General features: G+C 75.7%; 14 protein-coding genes. 12 read left to right on the forward strand and 2 right to left on the reverse strand.

Going from position 1 to position 17,820, the window contains the following annotated elements; genetic code table 11:
- Nucleotides 1–92 precede the first annotated feature (92 nt).
- Nucleotides 93–503, forward strand: a complete 411-nt coding sequence (locus ACZ5GH_RS34225) for a tautomerase family protein (RefSeq protein ID WP_464336251.1) — start codon at nt 93–95, stop codon at nt 501–503.
- A gap of 60 nt (nt 504–563) precedes the next feature.
- On the opposite strand, the gene ACZ5GH_RS34230 is transcribed toward ACZ5GH_RS34225, so the two are convergent.
- Both ACZ5GH_RS34230 and ACZ5GH_RS34235 read right to left on the reverse strand, forming a co-directional pair.
- A complete protein-coding gene (locus ACZ5GH_RS34230; protein WP_464336252.1) occupies nt 564–1,214 on the reverse strand; it encodes an MOSC domain-containing protein in 651 nt (216 codons plus the stop codon).
- Nucleotides 1,215–1,365: 151 nt separating this feature from the next.
- Nucleotides 1,366–1,827 carry a pyridoxamine 5'-phosphate oxidase family protein gene (locus ACZ5GH_RS34235; protein ID WP_464336253.1) on the reverse strand — a complete coding sequence of 154 codons (462 nt, stop codon included), beginning with the start codon at nt 1,825–1,827 and terminating at the stop codon, nt 1,366–1,368.
- Between the two features lie 260 nt (nt 1,828–2,087).
- Between ACZ5GH_RS34235 and ACZ5GH_RS34240 the strand changes: the two genes are divergently transcribed.
- The 11 genes from ACZ5GH_RS34240 to ACZ5GH_RS34290 all read left to right on the forward strand — a co-directional run bounded on the left by ACZ5GH_RS34240 (nt 2,088) and on the right by ACZ5GH_RS34290 (nt 17,784).
- A complete protein-coding gene (locus ACZ5GH_RS34240) occupies nt 2,088–5,351 on the forward strand; it encodes a hypothetical protein (protein WP_464336254.1) in 3,264 nt (1,087 codons plus the stop codon).
- A complete protein-coding gene (locus ACZ5GH_RS34245) occupies nt 5,348–6,058 on the forward strand; it encodes a Pvc16 family protein (protein ID WP_387757297.1) in 711 nt (236 codons plus the stop codon). The genes ACZ5GH_RS34240 and ACZ5GH_RS34245 overlap by 4 nt, the downstream gene beginning before the upstream one ends.
- Nucleotides 6,055–8,211 carry an ATP-binding protein gene (locus tag ACZ5GH_RS34250; RefSeq protein WP_464336255.1) on the forward strand — a complete coding sequence of 719 codons (2,157 nt, stop codon included), beginning with the start codon at nt 6,055–6,057 and terminating at the stop codon, nt 8,209–8,211. The genes ACZ5GH_RS34245 and ACZ5GH_RS34250 overlap by 4 nt, the downstream gene beginning before the upstream one ends.
- Nucleotides 8,212–8,443: 232 nt before the next feature.
- Entirely contained in the window at nt 8,444–9,973 is a 1,530-nt protein-coding gene (locus tag ACZ5GH_RS34255) for a phage tail sheath family protein (protein ID WP_464336256.1), read from the forward strand.
- 57 nt (nt 9,974–10,030) lie between these two features.
- Nucleotides 10,031–10,471, forward strand: a complete 441-nt coding sequence (locus tag ACZ5GH_RS34260) for a phage tail protein (RefSeq protein ID WP_049660364.1) — start codon at nt 10,031–10,033, stop codon at nt 10,469–10,471.
- Complete coding sequence (locus ACZ5GH_RS34265; RefSeq protein WP_387757301.1) at nt 10,468–10,947, forward strand: hypothetical protein; 480 nt, start codon at nt 10,468–10,470, stop codon at nt 10,945–10,947. Before ACZ5GH_RS34260 ends, ACZ5GH_RS34265 begins: the two co-directional genes overlap by 4 nt.
- The gene (locus ACZ5GH_RS34270; RefSeq protein ID WP_181970396.1) at nt 10,944–11,102 is read left to right on the forward strand and encodes a DUF6760 family protein; all 159 of its coding nucleotides are present in this window, start codon (nt 10,944–10,946) and stop codon (nt 11,100–11,102) included. The genes ACZ5GH_RS34265 and ACZ5GH_RS34270 overlap by 4 nt, the downstream gene beginning before the upstream one ends.
- 2,216 nt (nt 11,103–13,318) lie before the next feature.
- Nucleotides 13,319–14,665, forward strand: a complete 1,347-nt coding sequence (locus tag ACZ5GH_RS34275; RefSeq protein WP_464336257.1) for a hypothetical protein — start codon at nt 13,319–13,321, stop codon at nt 14,663–14,665.
- Between the two features lie 102 nt (nt 14,666–14,767).
- Nucleotides 14,768–15,193: a phage tail protein gene (locus ACZ5GH_RS34280; RefSeq protein WP_387757304.1), complete on the forward strand. Its 426-nt coding sequence runs from the start codon at nt 14,768–14,770 to the stop codon at nt 15,191–15,193.
- 63 nt (nt 15,194–15,256) lie between these two features.
- Nucleotides 15,257–16,009, forward strand: a complete 753-nt coding sequence (locus tag ACZ5GH_RS34285; protein ID WP_387757305.1) for a CIS tube protein — start codon at nt 15,257–15,259, stop codon at nt 16,007–16,009.
- On the forward strand, nt 16,006–17,784 hold the full coding sequence (locus ACZ5GH_RS34290) for a VgrG-related protein (protein ID WP_387757307.1): 1,779 nt from the start codon (nt 16,006–16,008) through the stop codon (nt 17,782–17,784). Before ACZ5GH_RS34285 ends, ACZ5GH_RS34290 begins: the two co-directional genes overlap by 4 nt.
- The last annotated feature ends 36 nt before the right edge of the window (nt 17,785–17,820 follow it).

The following is a 17,820-nucleotide window of genomic DNA, read 5'->3' on the forward strand; positions in this document are numbered from 1 at the left end:
CCTCTGCTGAGTGTTCGTCAGTCGCCGTACACTGGTGTGGTCGATGTTCATCGAACACTGTAGTCGGGTCCTCCCGGAAAGCGAGCGTCCCCATGCCTCTGGTCCGCATCGACCTGTCCACCGACCGGCCGCCCGCCGTCCGACGCGCGATCGCCGACGCCGTGCACCGGGCCCTCGTCGACGCCGTCGGCATCCCGGCCGATGACCGCTTCCAGATCATCACCCCGCACGACCCCGAGGAGCTGGTCTTCGACCCGAACTACCTCGACGTGGCCCGCCGGGACGTCGTCTGCGTCCAGATCACCCTGGTGGCGGGTCGGCCCCGGGAGCTCAAGCTCGACCTGTACCGGCGGCTCGCCGCCAATCTGACCGAGGTCGGCGTGCGGCCCGAGGACGTGTTCGTCACGCTCACCGAGAACGCCCTCGACGACTGGTCGGTGGGCAACGGCAGGGCGCAACTGGTCGAGCTGGGAGCCGTGGCGGGAGCGCCCGTCGAGCCGTGATCGGGCGCGTCACGCCGCGTTCCCCGGCTGCCGGTCCGCGCAGGCGGACGGACCGATCCGCTACGAGTCCGTGCGCCTGCGGGCCAGTTCCCTGATCTCCTCGGGCAGCGCGTCAGCGGCCGGCAGCCGCGGCAGGAGGTCCGGTTCGAGTGTCGTCGCGCGGAACACGAGGGCGACGGTCACGTCGTGGTCGGGCCGGTGCACGATCTCGACGGGGTCGGAAGCCCGGATGTCTCCCGGTGCGATCACGCGCAGATAGGCGCCCGGCACCGCGGCTCGGGTGAACCGCTTGATCCACCCCTCCCGCTCCAGCCACCCCTGGAACGTCGCGCACGGGATCCGCGCGCAGGACACCTCCAGGACCACGTCCGGCCCGATGCGCCAACGCTCGCCGATCAGGGCGCCGTTGACGTCGAGGCCGAGGGTCGTGAGGTTCTCCCCGAAGACGCCGTTGGCCAGCGGCCTGCCCAGCTCGGCCTCCCACCCGTCGAGATCCTCGCGGGCGTAGGCGTAGAGGGCCTGATCCGGACCGCCGTGGTGCTTCACGTCGTGGACGCGGTCGCCCACGAGACCGACCTCGCCGGTGCCCTTGGGGCCGGGGGCGATGACGGTGACCGGACCGTCGACGGGCCGCTTGTCGATGCCCGTCGCACTGAGGCCCTTCCACGGGTTGGGCCGGGGCCTGCCGACATTGACGGAGAGCAGTTCCATGCGCGCGACGATACGGACCTCCGCGTGCCGGGGCGACCAGTTTCCCCGCCGACCCGCGGAACCGGTCCGCGGGTCGGCGGGGGAGCGAGGGGCGGGGGGCGTACGGAGGCACCGGCCTCGCCCTCCCGCCCCCGTCGCGACGGGCGTCCGTTCAGTCCAGCCACGCCCCGTCGCGCATGATGACCCTGCCGCGCAGCTCCGGCTCGCCGCGCCAGGCGCGTACGGTCGTCGGTACCACGCGCACGTACAGGAAGGAACCCTCCTGCGTGCGCGGGTCCCACCCGAACCTGGCGGCGAACGCCTCCGCCGCGTCTTCGGGCACGTCCTGGTCCGGGAAGCATTCCGCCTCGCCCTGGAGGAGCACCACGTCGAAGGTGTCGGGCAGCGCCAGACGCACGCGCGGCTCCACGCGGAGGTTCCGCGCAGTCGGGGAAGCGGCGCTGGTGCACATCCACACCGCTCGCCCGTCCCACCGGAACCACAGCGGCACCTGGTGCGGCCCGTGATCGGGATGCGCCGTCGACACCCAGACGTCCCGCTCGGTGACGAGCCGTTCGAGAGTGTCGCGCCTGCGTTCCGCCGCCGGGCGGAGACCGTTCCCCGTGTTCTGCACGAATGCCGACGATAGACAGCCTGTTCGAGGTGCGCATGGGGCGGTGGACCTACGCCCGGCGACCGGGGAACCCCTCCGCCGCCAGGCCGGGAAGCCGTCTCCGACAGTGTCGTGCGGGAAGTCGGCCCGGCCGACTTCCTGTGCGAGGGGCGGGCGGTCTGCCCTTTGGGGACACCGGTTGCTTCCCCCGCCGAGGGTGTCCGGGCTCTCCCGCCGGGCCGCCGGGGCGGGGACACTGCGGGAGACCGCCCCTGCAACCTGTGAGGTCGAGCGTGATCGGCGCCTCCGCCACCCCCCGCTCCGTCCGGCGGCCGGCCCGGGCCGCCGTCGCGGTGCTGCTCGCGTTCGCGGCGGCCCTGGTGACCCTGACCGGCGCCGCCCCCGGCGGGCCGGGCAGCGCGGCCCCGGTGGCCGCCGTCGACCCGGCGGCCGGACGGATCGTCTACGCCGGCACCAACCACCGCGGCCTCGGCAAGGTGACCGGCACGGAGTCCAGCACCCCGCTGTTCGGGCCCGGCCCGGTCCACTTCGACCGCGACCCCTCGGCCCGCGGCGACGAACTGGTCTTCACCAGCCTGCGCGACGGGCCGCTGCCCCAGGTCTACCTGCGCGACGCGGCCGGCGCCGTGCACCGGCTCACCACCGGCATGGACACCTCCCACCCCGCCCTCGCCCCGGACGGCAAGGGCGTCGTCTTCGAGGCGCTGGAGGACCGCGGCGGCGACAGCAAGCCCCAGCACGTGCTGTGGGCCGTCAACCGGGACGGCAGCGGACTGCGCCGGATCACCGACGGCGCCGCCGACGAGACCCACCCGACGGTCTCGCCCGACGGCAAGTGGATCGCGTACTCCTGCGACGGCGAACCGGACCACCGCCAGATCTACCTGCGGCCGTTCGAAGGCGGCGCACCGGTGAAGGTCACCAACGTGACCAACGGGGACGCGGTCGACCCGACCTGGAACCCGGTGAACGACGACGCCCACCGCAACGAGATCGTCTACACCTGGGACCAGCGCGACCAGGGCCGGACCCTGATGCTCACCTCGCCCACCGGCGGCGACAAGGCGTTCTTCCCCGGCACCGGCTCCACCTGGAAGACCGGCTCCGCCGCGTGGATGGCCGACGGCAGCGGCGTGCTCTTCCTCAGCGCGGACCTGCTCGACCCCAACAACCCGAGCCCGCAGCCCGACCCGGGCCAGCCGCCGGTGGTGAACCTCTACCGCGCGCTGACCTGCAACTGCGACGCGCCCCGTCTGCTCTACCGCGCCAACCGGTTGATCGCCACACCGGCCTGGCTGGGCACCCAGAACGAGGGCGGCCCCGTCGTCGAGCAGACCAGCGCCTCCGGCGCCAACGTCGCCGACGTGCAGGACATGCGCCCCGACGGGTCCGACCCGCGCGACCTCGGCATCAGCGTGCTCCGCGAGGACCCGGCCGCCGACAGCAACGCCAGCACCGACCCGGCCGCCGACCCGCTGTTCCACCCACGCCCCGGCTTCGACCCGTGGTACGAGCGCCAGACCTACACCCCCGACGGCCGGCAGATCGTGGTGACCCGCTACGAGGACGGGCCCGCCGGGCGGATCCAGCGGATCTGGCTCGCCGACGCCGACGGGGCGAACCCGCACCCCATGGACCTCACCGGGCGCGGCCCGAACGACCGGGACACCGACCCGTCCCTCTCCCCGGACGGCCGGCTGATCGTGTTCAGCCGCAGCACCCCGGCCACCGGCGGGCAGCCGGCCCGGCCCGGGCGCGTCCTGATCGCCGAGGTGGCCACCGGGAGGATCGTCGGCACCGTCCGGCCGCCGGCCGGTCAGTCGGACGCCTCCGACGGCCAGCCGTTCTGGTCCCCCGACGGAAAGCTGATCGCCTTCTCCCGGACGGCCGTGGTCGACGGCAACGCCGGCAACCTGCACGTCTGGACCGTCGCCGCCGACGACCTCACCCGGCAGAGCGACCTCAGCCGGACGGCCTGCCCGGGCAGCTGCGACGTCATCGACGACAGCCCCGCCTTCGCCCCCGACGGCCGTCGCATCGCCTTCAACCGCAAGGCCGGTGACGGCGGGAACAACCACCAGGACGGCGTGGTGGTCACCACCCCGACCGGCGCCGACTGCACGGTGATCGTGCCCGCCGGGCTCGGCCAGGGCGCCTGCACCCGGCCGCTGCCCGAACGCCCCACCAGCGGGCCCTTCCAGCCCCGCGACGTCGCCTGGACGGCGAACAGCGCCCAGCTGCTGATGACCTCCCGCCGGGCCGCCCCGCCGAGCTCACCGGAGGGCATCAAGGTCTACGACTTCGCGACCGCCAAGCTCACCGAGCTCGACTGGCGGCTGCCGGGCCGCCAGAAGGAGCCGGCCGTCCAGCAGTCCGTCGACCTGGCGGTCAGCGTGCCCGAACGGACCCCGGCCGTCCCCGTCGACGGCAGCACCGACGTGACGGTCACCGTCACCAACAAGGGCCCCGCGCCCTCGCCCGGCACCGTCCTCACCGTCTCGGTGCCGAACGGCGCCCGGCTCGGCAGGCTGACCACCCCGACCGGATCGTGCGACGCCGCGGCGCTGCGCTGCGAACTCGGCACCATGGCACCGCGCGCGGTGATCCGGATCACGGCCACCCTGATCGGCACCCGGCCCGGCTACCCGGACTTCGGCTGGAGCGTCACCGGGACGGTCGTCGACCCGAACCCCGACGACGACTCCGCCCGGACCTTCCTGCCGGTGCTGGAGCCGTCGACCCCCTCGCCGACGCCCACCCCGTCACCGACCCCGACCCCGACACCGACGCGCACACCCACACCCACCGTGACGCCCACCACCGTGACGCCCACCCCCGCACCGCCGCCGCCACCGCCCCCGGCGCCCGCACCCCCGCCGCAGGCCGGCCCCGGCGTCACGGTCGACGCCCAGCCGAACCCCGGCTACGTCGGCGGCCACGTGACCGTCAGCTACACGGTGCGCAACACCGGCCAGGCCCTCGCCACCGGCCTGCGCCTCACCCTCGGCCTGCCCGCCGGAGTGCCCACCGGGGCCCTGCCCCCCGGCTGCCGCAACGGCACCTGCACCGTGAGCGACCTGGCCCCCGGCCGCAGCGCGGTGATCCGGGTGGTGCTCTCGCCCGTGGCGGCGCTGGACACCGTCGTCACCGCCGAGCTGACCACCACCGGCACCGACGCCGCCCCGGGACCGCACCGGGCGAGCACCCCGCTGCGCATCCTCCAGCCCCGCATCGTCGCGGTGCCGCCGATCGGCAAGCCCGGCTTCGTGACCTCCGTACGCGGGGTGGACTTCCCGCCCGGCGCGCCGGTCCGCTTCACCTGGCAGCCCGGCATCACCGCCGCCGCCGCGCCCACCCGCCCGAAGGCCGACGGGACCTTCGCCGGGCAGCTGCTCATCCTCCCCAAGGACGAGACGGGCCCGCGCACCATCACCGCCGAGGGCCCCGGATTCTCCCCGGTGACCTGCCCCTTCCTCGTCGTCGAGGGCAGCATCGGCCCGCCTGGGGAGGTGGAGCGGCGGTGATCCACGAAGTCGACGAGGCACTGCGGCGACTGCTCACCGGGACCGGCCTGACCGAGCGCGGGATCGAGGTGGTCTTCGACGCCCCCACCCGGGACTTCGCCGCCCGCCGCAACGCGCCCACGGTCAGCGTCTTCCTCTACGGGCTCCGCGAGGACACCGGCCGCCGGCAGAGCGGCACCGTCGCGGAGTACGACGCGGACGGCATGGTGACCGGCCGGCGCCCGGCGCCCCGCTGGTTCGAACTGGCCTACCTGGTCACTGCCTGGACCAACCGGCCGCAGGACGAACACCGGCTGCTGGCCGAGGTGCTGCAGTGCCTCACCGCCACCGACACGCTGCCCGCCGGGCTGCTCACCGGCTCGCTCGCCGAGCTCGGACTGACCGTCGCGCTGGACATCGCGGGGCAGGACACCGGCCTGCCGTCGGTCTCCGACGTCTGGTCCTCGCTCGGCGGGGAGCTGCGGCCGTCGGTCGACCTCCGGGTGCTCGCCCCGCTGCCCGGCGAGCGTGCCCCCGCCGGACCGCCGGTCACCGAGGGGCTGGTGCTGCACGCCGGCGACACCACCCGGGACAACTTGCCGTCCGCCGACGGCCCGGGCCGCCGACTGCGCTACCAGGGCACCGCCGACCCCGGGCCGGACGGCTTCGCCGCGCCCCGGGAACGCGGGCTGCCGCCCGGCCGCCGGCCCCGGGGCAGGGCGCGATGACCCTGGACCTCGACCAGGCGGCGAACGGCGCCCCGCCGAGCCCCGACCAGGCGGTGAACGGCGCCCCGCCGAGCTCCGACCACCTCTGGGAGCGGCTGCGGCGGGTCGAACAGCGGGTCCGCGCGGCGGTGCGCGAACGCCGGGCCGACGACCCCGACCCGGACGACCCGTACCGCGGCCAGTACCTCGGGCCGGAGGCCGTGGACCGCATCCTGGCGGCCGCCGCCACGGCGCACCGCGGGACCGCGGACCCCGGCGACGGCCCCGCGCCGCCGCCCGGCTCCCGGCTCGGGCGGCTCAGCGCCGCCTTCGGGCTGCTCCCGCTGGACCTCGACCTGCTGCTGGTGGCGCTCGCCCCCGACCTCGACCCCCGCTTCGAACAGCTCTACGGCTACCTCAACGACGACCTGACCCGCCGCCGGGCGACCGTCGGCCTCGCCCTGGAACTGTGCGGACAGCCGGGGGCCGGCGCCGGGCGCTTCCGCTTCTCCACCCGGTCCCCGCTGATCGCCGGCGGCCTGCTGGAGGTCACCGAGCCGGACCGCCCGCTGCTCTCCCGCACCCTGCGGGTCCCGGACCGGGTGACGGCCCATCTGCTCGGCGACGACGAGCCGGACGGCGCGCTCGCCGGGCTGGCCCACCGCGCCGAACCCGGCCCTCGGCGGCCGGACCAGCGGCGGCCCGATCCGGGGCGGACCGATCCGACGCGGCCCGACGAGCGGGAGGCCGACGAGCGGCTGCGCGCGCTGGTCGCCGTCGGCGGCCTGGTGCACCTGCTGGACCGCGGCGGGCACGCCGGCGCGCTCGCGGTGGCAGCCCTCGGGGCCGACGGCCCGCCGCCCCTGGTGGTCGACCCCGCCGCGCTCGCCGCCCGCCCGCCGGAGGGCACCGTACGGGTGCTCGCCCGCGAGGCGCGGCTGGGCGGGGGCGGCGTGGTGCTCGGCCCGCTGGACCGGCTCCAGCCCGAACGGCCGGAGCGTGCCGCGCTGTTGCGCGAGCTGTGCGCGGAACTCGCCGACGTCCCGCTGGTGGTGCACGGCCCGCAGGTGTGGGACCCGGCCTGGGCGGCGCAGAGCCCGGTGGTGGTCACCGTCCCGCCGCCGGACGCCGGCGAGCGCGCCGAGCAGTGGGCCCGCGCGCTGAACGAGGAGCTGAGCGAGGAACTCGCCGAGGGGGTGGCCGCCTACCGGCTGGACCAGGACCAGCTGGCGCGGGCCGCCTCGGTGGCGGCCCGGACGGCGGCCGCCGAGCGGCGCCCGGTGCGGGCGGAGGACCTGCGGACGGCGGTGCGCGCGCAGAACGCCGCAGGCCTGGCCCGGCTCGCCCGCCGGATCGAGCCCGCGGTCGGCTGGTCCGACCTGGTGCTGCCCGCCCCCACCGCCGGCCGGCTGCGCGAACTCGTGCTGCGGGCCCGCCACCGCGACCAGGTCCTCGGGCGCTGGCGGATGCGCCCGGGCGGCGGCCGGGGGAACGCGGTGATCGCCCTGTTCGCCGGGGAGTCCGGCACCGGCAAGACCATGTCGGCCGAGGTGGTCGCCGCCGAACTCGGCATGGAGCTGTACGTGGTGGACCTCTCCACCGTGGTGGACAAGTACATCGGCGAGACCGAGAAGAACCTGGAACGGATCTTCACCGAGGCCGCCCAGGTGAACGGCGTCCTGCTGTTCGACGAGGCGGACGCGCTGTTCGGCAAGCGCTCCGAGGTCAAGGACGCCCACGACCGGCACGCCAACGTGGAGACGGCCTACCTGCTCCAGCGGATGGAGTCCTTCGACGGGATCGCCGTGCTGACGTCCAATCTGCGGGCCAACCTCGACGAGGCGTTCACCCGGCGGCTGGACGTCATCGCGGAGTTCCCGCTGCCGGACGAGGCGCAGCGGCGCCTGCTGTGGGACCGCTGCCTGGGGCCGCTGGTGCCCCGCGGCGACGACCTCGACCTGGACTTCTGCGCCCGGAACTTCGAGCTCGCCGGCGGCTCCATCCGGGCCTGCGCGGTCTCCGCGGCCTACCTGGCCGCCGGGGAGGGCACCCCGCTGGGCATGGCGCAGCTGGTCGCCGCGGTGGTCGGCGAGTACCGCAAGCTCGGGCGGCTGGTGCTGGCCAACGAGTTCGGGCCCTGGCTGGGCGTCCTCGGGGACGCCGGGCACGGCTGAGCGCTCCCGGGGCCGCCGGGGCCTCCAGGACGCCGGAGGCTCCCGGGACGGTGGGGGCTCCCGCGGTTCCAGGGGCGTCCGGGGCACCGGTGGGTGCGTACCGGGGTGTCCGCCGGGGGCAGCGGTCGCTGCCCCCGGTCCGGGACCTGCGGACATGTTCCCCGGTGGGCCCCGGGCAGCAGACTCGGGGGCGAATGACCGGCGAAATGCATGGCCAGCCGAAGGAGCGCGTATGCCGTCGTACCTCACCCCGGGCGTGTACGTGGAGGAGGTCCAGTCCGGTGCCCGGCCGATCGAGGGCGTCGGCACGGCCGTCGCCGCCTTCGTCGGCTGCGCCGCGACCGGGCCCTTCCACGAGCCCACGCTGGTGACCAACTGGGACCAGTACGTCCAGCGGTTCGGAAGCTTCACCGAGGGCTCCTACCTGGCGCACTCGGTGTACGGCTTCTTCGCGAACGGCGGCGGCTCCGCCTACGTGGTGCGGGTCGGCGACCCGGCCCGGCGCCCGCCCGGCGCCGCGCCCGCCGTCACCGCGGCCCCGCCCGTCGAGATCGCCGGCTTCCTCTTCACCGCCCTGCCCGGCGCGGGCGGCGAGGTCTCCGTCGAGGTCGCCGACCCGGAGGGGGAGAACGTCCCCGAGGACCGCTTCCGGCTGCTGGTGCGCCGGGGCGCCGAGGTCGTCGAGACGTACGACGTGTCGACCCGCAAGAGCACCAAGGGCTACGTCCTCACCCAGCTGCGCGAGTCCAAGCTGGTCGCCGTCGCCGAGCAGCCCGGCACCGTGCCGAGCCGCCCCGAGCGCCGCACCCACGCGCTGGCCGCCGCGCCCGCGGCGTCGGCCCCGGCCGGCCGGCTGGACCCCGCCGAGTACATCGGCGACGCCGCCGCCCGGACGGGCTTCGGCGGTCTGGAGGCGATCGACGAGATCACCATGGTCGCGGTGCCCGACCTGATGAGCGCCTACCAGCGCGGCGACCTCGACAAGGAGGGCCTGCGCACCGTCCAGCTCGCGCTGATGTCGCACTGCGAGCAGATGGGCGACCGGATCGCCGTCCTGGACCCGCCGCCCGGCCTGAACGCCCAGCAGATGCGCACCTGGCGCACCGCCGAGGCGGGCTTCGACTCCCGTTACGCCGCGCTCTACTACCCGTGGATCAAGGTGTTCGACCCGGCGAGCGGCCGCAACGTGCTGGTCCCGCCGAGCGGGCACGCCGCCGGGGTGTGGGCGCGCAGCGACGCCGAGCGCGGCGTGCACAAGGCGCCCGCCAACGAGGTCATCCGCGGCGCGGTGGACCTGGAGCTCCGCCTCAGCAAGGGCGAGCAGGACCTGCTGAACCCGATCGGCGTCAACTGCGTACGGGCGTTCCCCGGGCGCGGCATCCGGATCTGGGGCGCGCGCACCCTGTCCTCCGACCCCGCGTGGCGCTACCTGAACGTGCGCCGGCTGTTCAACTACCTGGAGGAGTCCATCCTCCTGGGGACCCAGTGGGTCGTCTTCGAACCCAACGACGACCGGCTGTGGTCCAGCATCCGCCGGAACATCACCGCGTTCCTCACCGAGGAGTGGCGGCGCGGGGCCCTGTTCGGCCAGACCGCGGCCGAGGCCTTCTACGTCAAGTGCGACCGCGACAACAACCCGCCGGAGTCCATCGACCTCGGCCAGGTGATCTGCGAGATCGGCGTCGCCCCGGTGAAGCCCGCGGAGTTCGTGGTGTTCCGGCTGTCCCAGTTCTCCGACAGCACGAGCCTCGTCAACGAGTGACCGGCCCGGTCGGCACCACCCCTCGGCACCCCTCGCATCGGAAGGTGACACAAACCCATGGCTGAAGGCGATCCGCTCTCCACACACATATTCGGCGTCCAACTCGGCGGCTACAACGTCGAGTCCGTCAAGGAGATCAGCAACCTGACGGTGGAACAGGACGTCGTCGAGTACAAGCAGGTGACCCAAGAGGGCAAACTGATCGTCCGCAAGCAGCCCGGCGCCCGGCTCCCCGGCGAGGTGACCATCACCCGCGGCCTGGACAAGAGCGGCGCGTTCACGGACTGGATCAAGGAGACCCTCAACAACGGGGCGATCAACACCGCGCGGCAGAACCTCACCATCGAGGTCAAGGACACCACCGGTGCCACCCTGCGGCGCATCCAGCTGCTCAACGCCTGGGCGAGCCGCTGGGAGGGCCCGACCCTCAGTGCCGGCGAGTCCAGCGCCGCCACCGAGACCGTGACCATCGTGTTCGAGGAGATCTCGGTCGAGTGAGGAGGAAGATCGGCCTGGAGGAGCTGCTGGAAGGGGCTCCGGCCCCGCAGCACACCGCGCCCCAGCAGCAGGCCCCGGCGGCCGCGGCCCAGCCCCGGGGCCGGGCGCCGCACACCGAGTTCGAGTTCGAGCTGCCGCTCGGGTACGTCGACGACGAGGGCACCGTGCACCGGCACGGTGCCATGCGCCTGGCCACCGCCCGCGACGAACTGATGCCGCAGATCGACCTGCGGGTCAAGGAGAACCCGGCCTACCTCAGCGTCGTGCTGCTCAGCCACGTCATCACCAGGCTGGGCGACATCACCGACGTGCACGCCGGGGTCGTCGAGCGGATGTACGCCACCGACGTGGCCTTCCTCCAGGACCTCTACCAGCGGATCAACAGCGAGGGCCACACGCGCGCCGCGGTGACCTGCCCGCACTGCGACGGCGCCTTCGAGGTCGACCTCGCCGGTGGGCGCCTGGGGGAATCGTGACGTACGCGCCTGCTCGGCTGTACGAGGAGATCGCGTACATCGCCTACCACTTCCACTGGCAGCGGGAGGACATCCTCGACCTGACCCACCGCGAACGCGGGCAGTGGGTCAGGGAGATCGCCCGGCTCAACACCCGCATCAGCGAAGGCGGGTGAGCCGGGTGGGGCTTCGGGACTGGATCGGCCGCCGGAGGGGCGGCGAGGCCGGGGGTGCGGGTGCTTCCGGTTCGGGTGCTTCCGGCGCGGTGTCCGGCAGCGCTTCCGGTGCATCCGCCGGTGGCGCTTCGGGAGGTGCTTCCGCTGGTGCTTCCGGCGGTGCTTCCGGTGGTGCGGAGGCCGCTCGGCGGCGTCCGGCGGGCGCGGACGGGGGATGGCGCGCGGTCGCGCCGCTGGTCCCGACCCTGGCCGGGCCGGCCCACGGCGTCAGCGACGGCCTGAAGTTCCGGTCCCGACTCACCGCTTGGCAGGACCCGTCGCTGTGCGGCCCGCTCGGCCACGCGGTCCTGCCGACCGCCCCGGCGGGCATCCTGCGGGCGGTCGCGCGGCCGGGTTCGCCCTCCCCGGTGCTCACGGGCGGGAACGAGCTCGTCGTGCCTGCCCTCCCGGCGGAGCCCGGGGCGGAGGAGCCCTCGGCGGACGACCGGGCGGGCTCGTCGCGGCAGGCCCGGCCGGTCCAGCGGTCCGTCCGGATGCGGCGGCTTCCGGTGCGGTCGGGCCCGCGCCCGGCGCGTGCGGGCGGCGCGGACCGTGTGGAGTCGAATCCCGGTGCGTCCGGTGCTGGCGGGGTGAAGTCAGAGGAGAAGAAGGGGAGTTCGCCGCAGCCTGCGGCGACGAGGCCCGCTGCGCCGGTGCCCGCTGCCCCGGCGCCCGCTGCCGGGGCCTCCGGTGCGGCGGCGCGAGGCGTGTCGGCGCCCGCCGAGGCGACGCCCGGTGCGGGCACCGCCTCCCCGCGCCGGAACGACGCGGTGGTGCGGGCCGACCGTCCGGTGCGTCCGCGGTCCGTCGGCGCCCCGCTGGTCGTGGCGCGGCGGCCCCGGTCGCTGCCCGTGCGGCCGGTGGCTGCGGTCCCGGGGCCAAGCCGGGCCACGGAGATGCCGCAGCCCGGTTCGGCGACGGTGGCGGTGACGGCGACGGCGACGGAAGAACCGGCCCGCACCACGCTCCGCCCGCCCACGAGCCCCGAGACCGCCGTACGGACGGCGCCGGGCGCGGCCGGCACCTCCACGCCCACGCCGAACGGTCCGGGCGACGGAGTGGTCCAGCGCGCCGCCGTGCCCGGCACGGCCGGACCCGGTACCGCCGGGCCCGCCCGCCCGGTCCTCGGCGCGCCGTTGACCGCGCTGCCCGCGAGCGCCACCCCGGTGGCTGCCGACGGCCCTCAGCGTTCCGGCGCCGCCTCGGGAACGCCCGCGACGCCCGCCGTGCCCGCCATGCCCGTCGTCCCCGCTGACACGGGGGCCACCGGCCGGGAGCCGGGCGGACCTGCCGACGTCCGACCGTCCGGGTCTCCGTCCCAGTCCTCGTCCTCGCCCTCGGCTTCGCCCTCGTCTCAGACCCGCCGCGTCCGTACGGGCGGCGGACCGGGCAGCCCGGTCCCGCACCGGCCCGATCGAGGATCCGCCGCCGGCGCGTCCGTCCAGCGCGCGCCGTCCGGGTCCGCTACGCCAGCAGTCTCCTCCGCGCCGACCCCCGAGCGCCCTGCGCCGGTCCGGCCGGACCGGCCGACCCCGGCCCCGGCCCCGACCTCGACCCCGGCCCACCGGGGTGGGCCTACCGCTGCCGCGTCCGTCCAGCGCGCGCCGTCCGGGGCCGCCACGCCCGCAGCCTCCTCCGCGCCGACTCCGGAACGCGCCGCGCCGGTACACCCCGACCCGGCCACCGCCCGTACGCGCGGCGGCCTGGGCGCGCCGCTCGACGCGCTGCCGCCGACGGCGGCCGTGGCGGGAGGCGCCGCTCCGCTACTCGGTGGGAACCGACCGGTCCGGCGGCGGATCTCGGGCCCGGCCTCGGGTGTCGCCGCTCCCGCCGTGCCGTCCGCCGCACTTCCCGTCGGCGTCTCGCCGGCGGCCGGTGAAGGGCTGCCCGTGCAGCGTGCCGCCCGGCGTCCCGGCGACGGCCCGGCGGAGAGCGCCTCCCCGTCCCGGACCGGTGATGACGGACGATCGGCGGATCCGGTCACCCCGGCCGCCGGTGGCCGGAGCACGCACCCGGGCGCGGACCGAGCCCACCGAGGACCGGCGGCCGGACGCCCGCCGGTCTCCGACGTCCCGCAGGGGACGACGGGTACCGCCGCCGGGGGCCCGATCGCTCCCGGCGTCCGCACCCGGCCCGCCGGCGCCGCGCCCGGAGGCGGCAGCGGCCCGCTGGTTCCCGTGACGGTCCCCGCGCGTCCGGCCCCCGGCGGCCTCGGCGTGCAGCGGGCCGTCCAACTCACCGGCCGGCGCCGCGGGTTGCTCGGCGAGCGACGGATGACGGTCTCCCTGGCCGCCCCGCCGGTGTCGCCCGCGGCCCCCGCCTCCGCACCCGTCGGCGCCCGCCAGGCGCCCGCCCGGCCCGTGGTCCCCGCCGTCTGGCCCAACGCGCTGGCGTCCCGTCCGGACGGCGAGTCGGCGGCCGCGCCGGCCGCGGCCGCGACCACCCCGCAGCGCTCACGCACCCGGCACTCGCCGGCCGCCGGTTCCGGTCGCGCCGCCGCCGGGGAGCCCGGCACCCCGGCGGCTCCGGCACGGCCCAGCGCCCCGGGGACGGCCGCCCTGCCGAGCCGCCCGTCCGCAGCCGAGGCGCCGCGCGGGGTGGTGGCCGCCGTGCAACGCGCCTTCTCCCGACGCCCGTCGGAACGAGCGACCGGTCGGACGGCGGCCGGGTCGGCGCACGCGGGCCCGGCGGCCTCCGCCGCCGCCCCGGGCGCATCCGCACCCGGCCGACTCCGCGTGGGGGCACCGACGGTGAGTGTCCCGGCGCCGCCGCAGGCCGCAGCCACGCCCGCGGGCCGCCCCGCTCCGTACCGGCACGCCGGCACGCCGACGTCCCCAGGGCGCCCGAGCTCCGGTATCTCCGGCATCCCGGGCATCCCCGGTGCTTCCGGTTCGCCGTCCGCCACGGCGGCCGCCCCCGCCCCGCCGGTGGTCCGCCTCAAGCCCGTACCGGCCCCGTCCGTCCAGCGCCTCCCGGCCACCTCCCGGCCCCCGCAGCCGGCCCCGGCACTGCCGCCCGCCATCCTGGGCACGGCAGCCACGGCAGCCACGGCAGCCACGGCAGCCACGGCGGCTCCGGTGGCTCCGGTGGCTCCGGTGGCTCTGCAACGCGCCACCGCACCCGCGCCCGTGGTGTCCCGGGCCCTGTCGGCCGGCCACGCCGCCACCGGCCCGTCCTCGCCCGCCACGGCACGGCTGTTGCAGCAGGTGGCCGAGCAGGCGGGCCTGACCGGGGTGCCGCTGACCGCCGTGCCCGCGCGCACGCCCACCACCGTGCAGCTCGCCGGATCACCGAGGGCCGCCACGCCCGCGGCGAACGCGGCCGCCGGGCACGCGTCCGCCGGGCACGCCCCCGCCTCGTCATCGACGAAGGCCCCCGGCGGACCACCCGCCGGGCCGCACGCCGACCCCTCCGACCTCGACGAACTGGCCCGGCGCCTGGTCGAACCGGTGGGCCGGCTGCTGCGCACCGAACTGCGCAGGGGCCGGGAGCGCAGCGGCAAGCCGTACGACATGCGCCGCTGAGCCGGACCGCGACGCGGACCAGCGCGCGGACCAGAGGGTGGACCAAGGCGGACGGCCGACAACAGGCCGCAGCGACGTGACCGGAAGCAGGGAGCGGAACCGATGACCGACAACATCTTCGCGTCCAGTGTGTTCTTCAGTCTGACCATCGGAGGCAACGACCTGGGCGAGTTCACCACCTGCTCGGGACTCGGCGCCCAGGTGGAGATCGAGCAGTACGCGGAGGGCGGCAACAACGGCTTCGCCTGGCAGCTCCCGGGCCGCATCACCTGGTCGAACATCACGCTGAGCCGCGCGGTCACCGCGGACACCACCAAGATCGCCCGCTGGCTGGCCGAGATCGTCCGGAAGGTCGAGCCGAAGGACGGCGAGATCGTGGCGCTGCGGCCGGACCTGAGCCGGATCGTCGGCTGGCAGGTGCAGGGGATCGTCCCGGTGCGCTGGGAGGGCCCGTCCTTCGACCCCGCCAGCTCCCAGGCCGCGATGGAGACCCTGGAGATCGCCCACGCGGGCCTCCGCCCCTCCTGACCCGCCTCGCCCGACCAGCCGCCCACCAGCCCGCGCCACCCGACCCACGGAAGGAGCACCAGGATGTCCCCAGCGGTCCCCGCGAGCGTCACCCGGGCCCAACTGACCATCATGGAGCCACCGTCCACGGTCGGCGCCCAGCCCGGCGGCACGCTCGCCCAGCTGCGGCTCCAGTTCAACCCGGCGACCCTGGTGCTGAGCAAGACCACCGAGTGGCGGCGCACCCCGTCCCGGATGGCGGGGGAGTCCGCGCTGCCCGAGTTCGTCGGCAGCGGTCCGCGCTCGCTCTCCCTCGACGTGTTCCTGGACTCCACCGCGACCCACGACAACTCGGTGGAGCGGGCGGTGGAGCAGCTGATGACGGCCTGCGTCCCCACCCCGGCCAGCCTGGCGCGCAAGACGCCGGCCAGCCCGTGGATCCGGCTGGACTGGGGCACCCTGAAGACCACGTCGTTCAACGGGGTGCTGACCGGCCTCTCGGTCACCTACTCGCTCTTCGACGTCGACGGGAAGCCGCTGCGGGCGGTCTGCTCGCTCACCATCGACGAGGCCAGCGTCGACCCGGCCGGCCAGAACCCGACCTCGGGCTCGCCGGAGGCCCGCAGCACCCACCGGGTGGTCGCGGGCGACAGCCTGCCGCTGCTCGCCTGGCGCGCGTACGGGGACGCCACCGCCTGGCGCACCATCGCCGAGGCCAACGACATCGACGATCCGCTGGTGCTGGTCCCCGGCGCGGAGCTGATCGTGCCGGGCGCCGAGGAGCTCACCAGGAGCGGACCGGCCCGCGGCGAACTCACCCCGGGCGGACGGTCATGACCACTCCCGAGGCCCGCGGCGGCCGGTCCTTCGCCGCGGATCCCGTCGTCGAGGCGCCGGGCCCGCTGCCGCCGGTCTGGGTGACCCAACTGGTCTCCTGCGACATCGAGGAGAGCGTCGGCCTGCCCGACACCGCGGTGCTGTCCTTCCGGGACGCCAACCACACCTTCCTGTCCGCCACCGGGATCACCATCGGGACCCCGCTGAAGGTGTCCGTGGTCACCGTCCAGGGGAACACCCGGGCGCGGCTGTTCACCGGCGAGGTGACCGCGCTGGAGCTGGAGGTGGACACCACGGGCTCGTACACCGTGGTGCGGGCGTCGGCGGTCACCCACCGGCTGATGCGCGGGCGCCGGGTGAAGGCCTTCCGGAACATGACGACCGCCGACATCGTCCGGGAGGTCGCCGCGGGCGCGGGCCTGACCTGCGGGAAGGTCGACTCCTTCCCGGTCGTCCACCAGCAGCTGTCCCAGGCGAACGTCCCGGACTGGGAGTTCCTCCAGTTCCTGGCGCAGGAGAGCGGCGCCCAGGTGCGGGTGGACGACGACGGGAGGCTGGAGTTCGTCCGGCCCGAGCCCGCCTCCGGCGCACCGGCCCCCTCCACGCCCGCGCCGCAGAACCCGCTGGTGCTGGAGTACGGGCGCAACCTGCTGGAGCTGCGCGGCGTGCTGACCGGCGCCGGCGGCGCGGACACGGTCGAGGCGCGCGGCTGGAACGTCACCACCAAGCGCGCGCTGGTCGCCACCGAGCCCGCGGTGACCTCCCGGACGGTGCAGCCGGGGATGAGCCCCTCGGCGGTGGCCTCCGCCTTCCCCGGCAAGGCCAAGCTGACCGTCGCCGACACCCCGTACCGCACCCAGGCCGAGACCGCCTCGGTGGCCCGGTCGCTGGCCGCCTCGGTGGCGTCCGGCTTCGGCGAGCTGGAGGTGGTCGCCGAGGGCAACCCGCGGCTGCGGGCGGGCACCGCGGTCGCCCTGGGCAACGTCGGCGCCGCCTTCTCCGGCCGCTACACCGCCACCGGGGTGCGCCACCTGCTCGAACCGTTTCGCGGCTACCGGACCACCGTGGTGGTCAGCGCCGCCCCCGACCGCTCGCTGGCCGGCCTGACCAGCGGCGGCAACGCGCCGCCGCGCGGACCGCGGATGCCGGGCCTGGCCGTCGGCGTGGTCACCGACGTCCGCGAGCCGGGCGGCGGGCAGCGCGGCTGGGTGAAGCTGAAGTTCCCCTGGCTGGACGACACCTACGTCTCCGACTGGGTGCGCACCGTGCAGTGGGGCGGAGCCGGGGGCGGCGGCGTGGTCAGCCCCGAGGTCAACGACGAGGTGCTGGTCGGCTTCGATCAGGGCGACCTGGACAGCCCGTACGTGCTGGGCGGGCTCTACAACGGCGTGGACCGGCCCTCCCCGCACGACGTGCCGCTGGTCGACGCGGCCTCCGGCAAGGTCAACCGCCGTTCCGTGGTGTCCCGTTCGGGCCACCGGATGGAACTGCTGGACGTGCCGGGCGGCAGGTCCGGCGTCCGGCTGGCCAGCGGGGACGGCAAGCTGGAGGTCAGCCTGGACCAGCAGCGCGGCGAGATCGTGCTCACCGTCCACGGCCTCGGCGGCGCGGCCGGCAGCACGGTGCGGCTCTCCTCCGCCGGCATCACCCTGGACGCGGGCACCGGCGCGGTGAACGTGCGCGGCGGATCGGTCACCGTCCGGGGCACGACCTCCGTCACCGTGGACGGCGGCGCCCAGGCGGTGCTCAAGGGGGCGTTCGTACACATCAACTGACGTGACGTCAAGAAGCAGTGGCAGTATGTCGAGTGG

This window comes from Kitasatospora sp. Xyl93 (genome assembly GCF_055383135.1).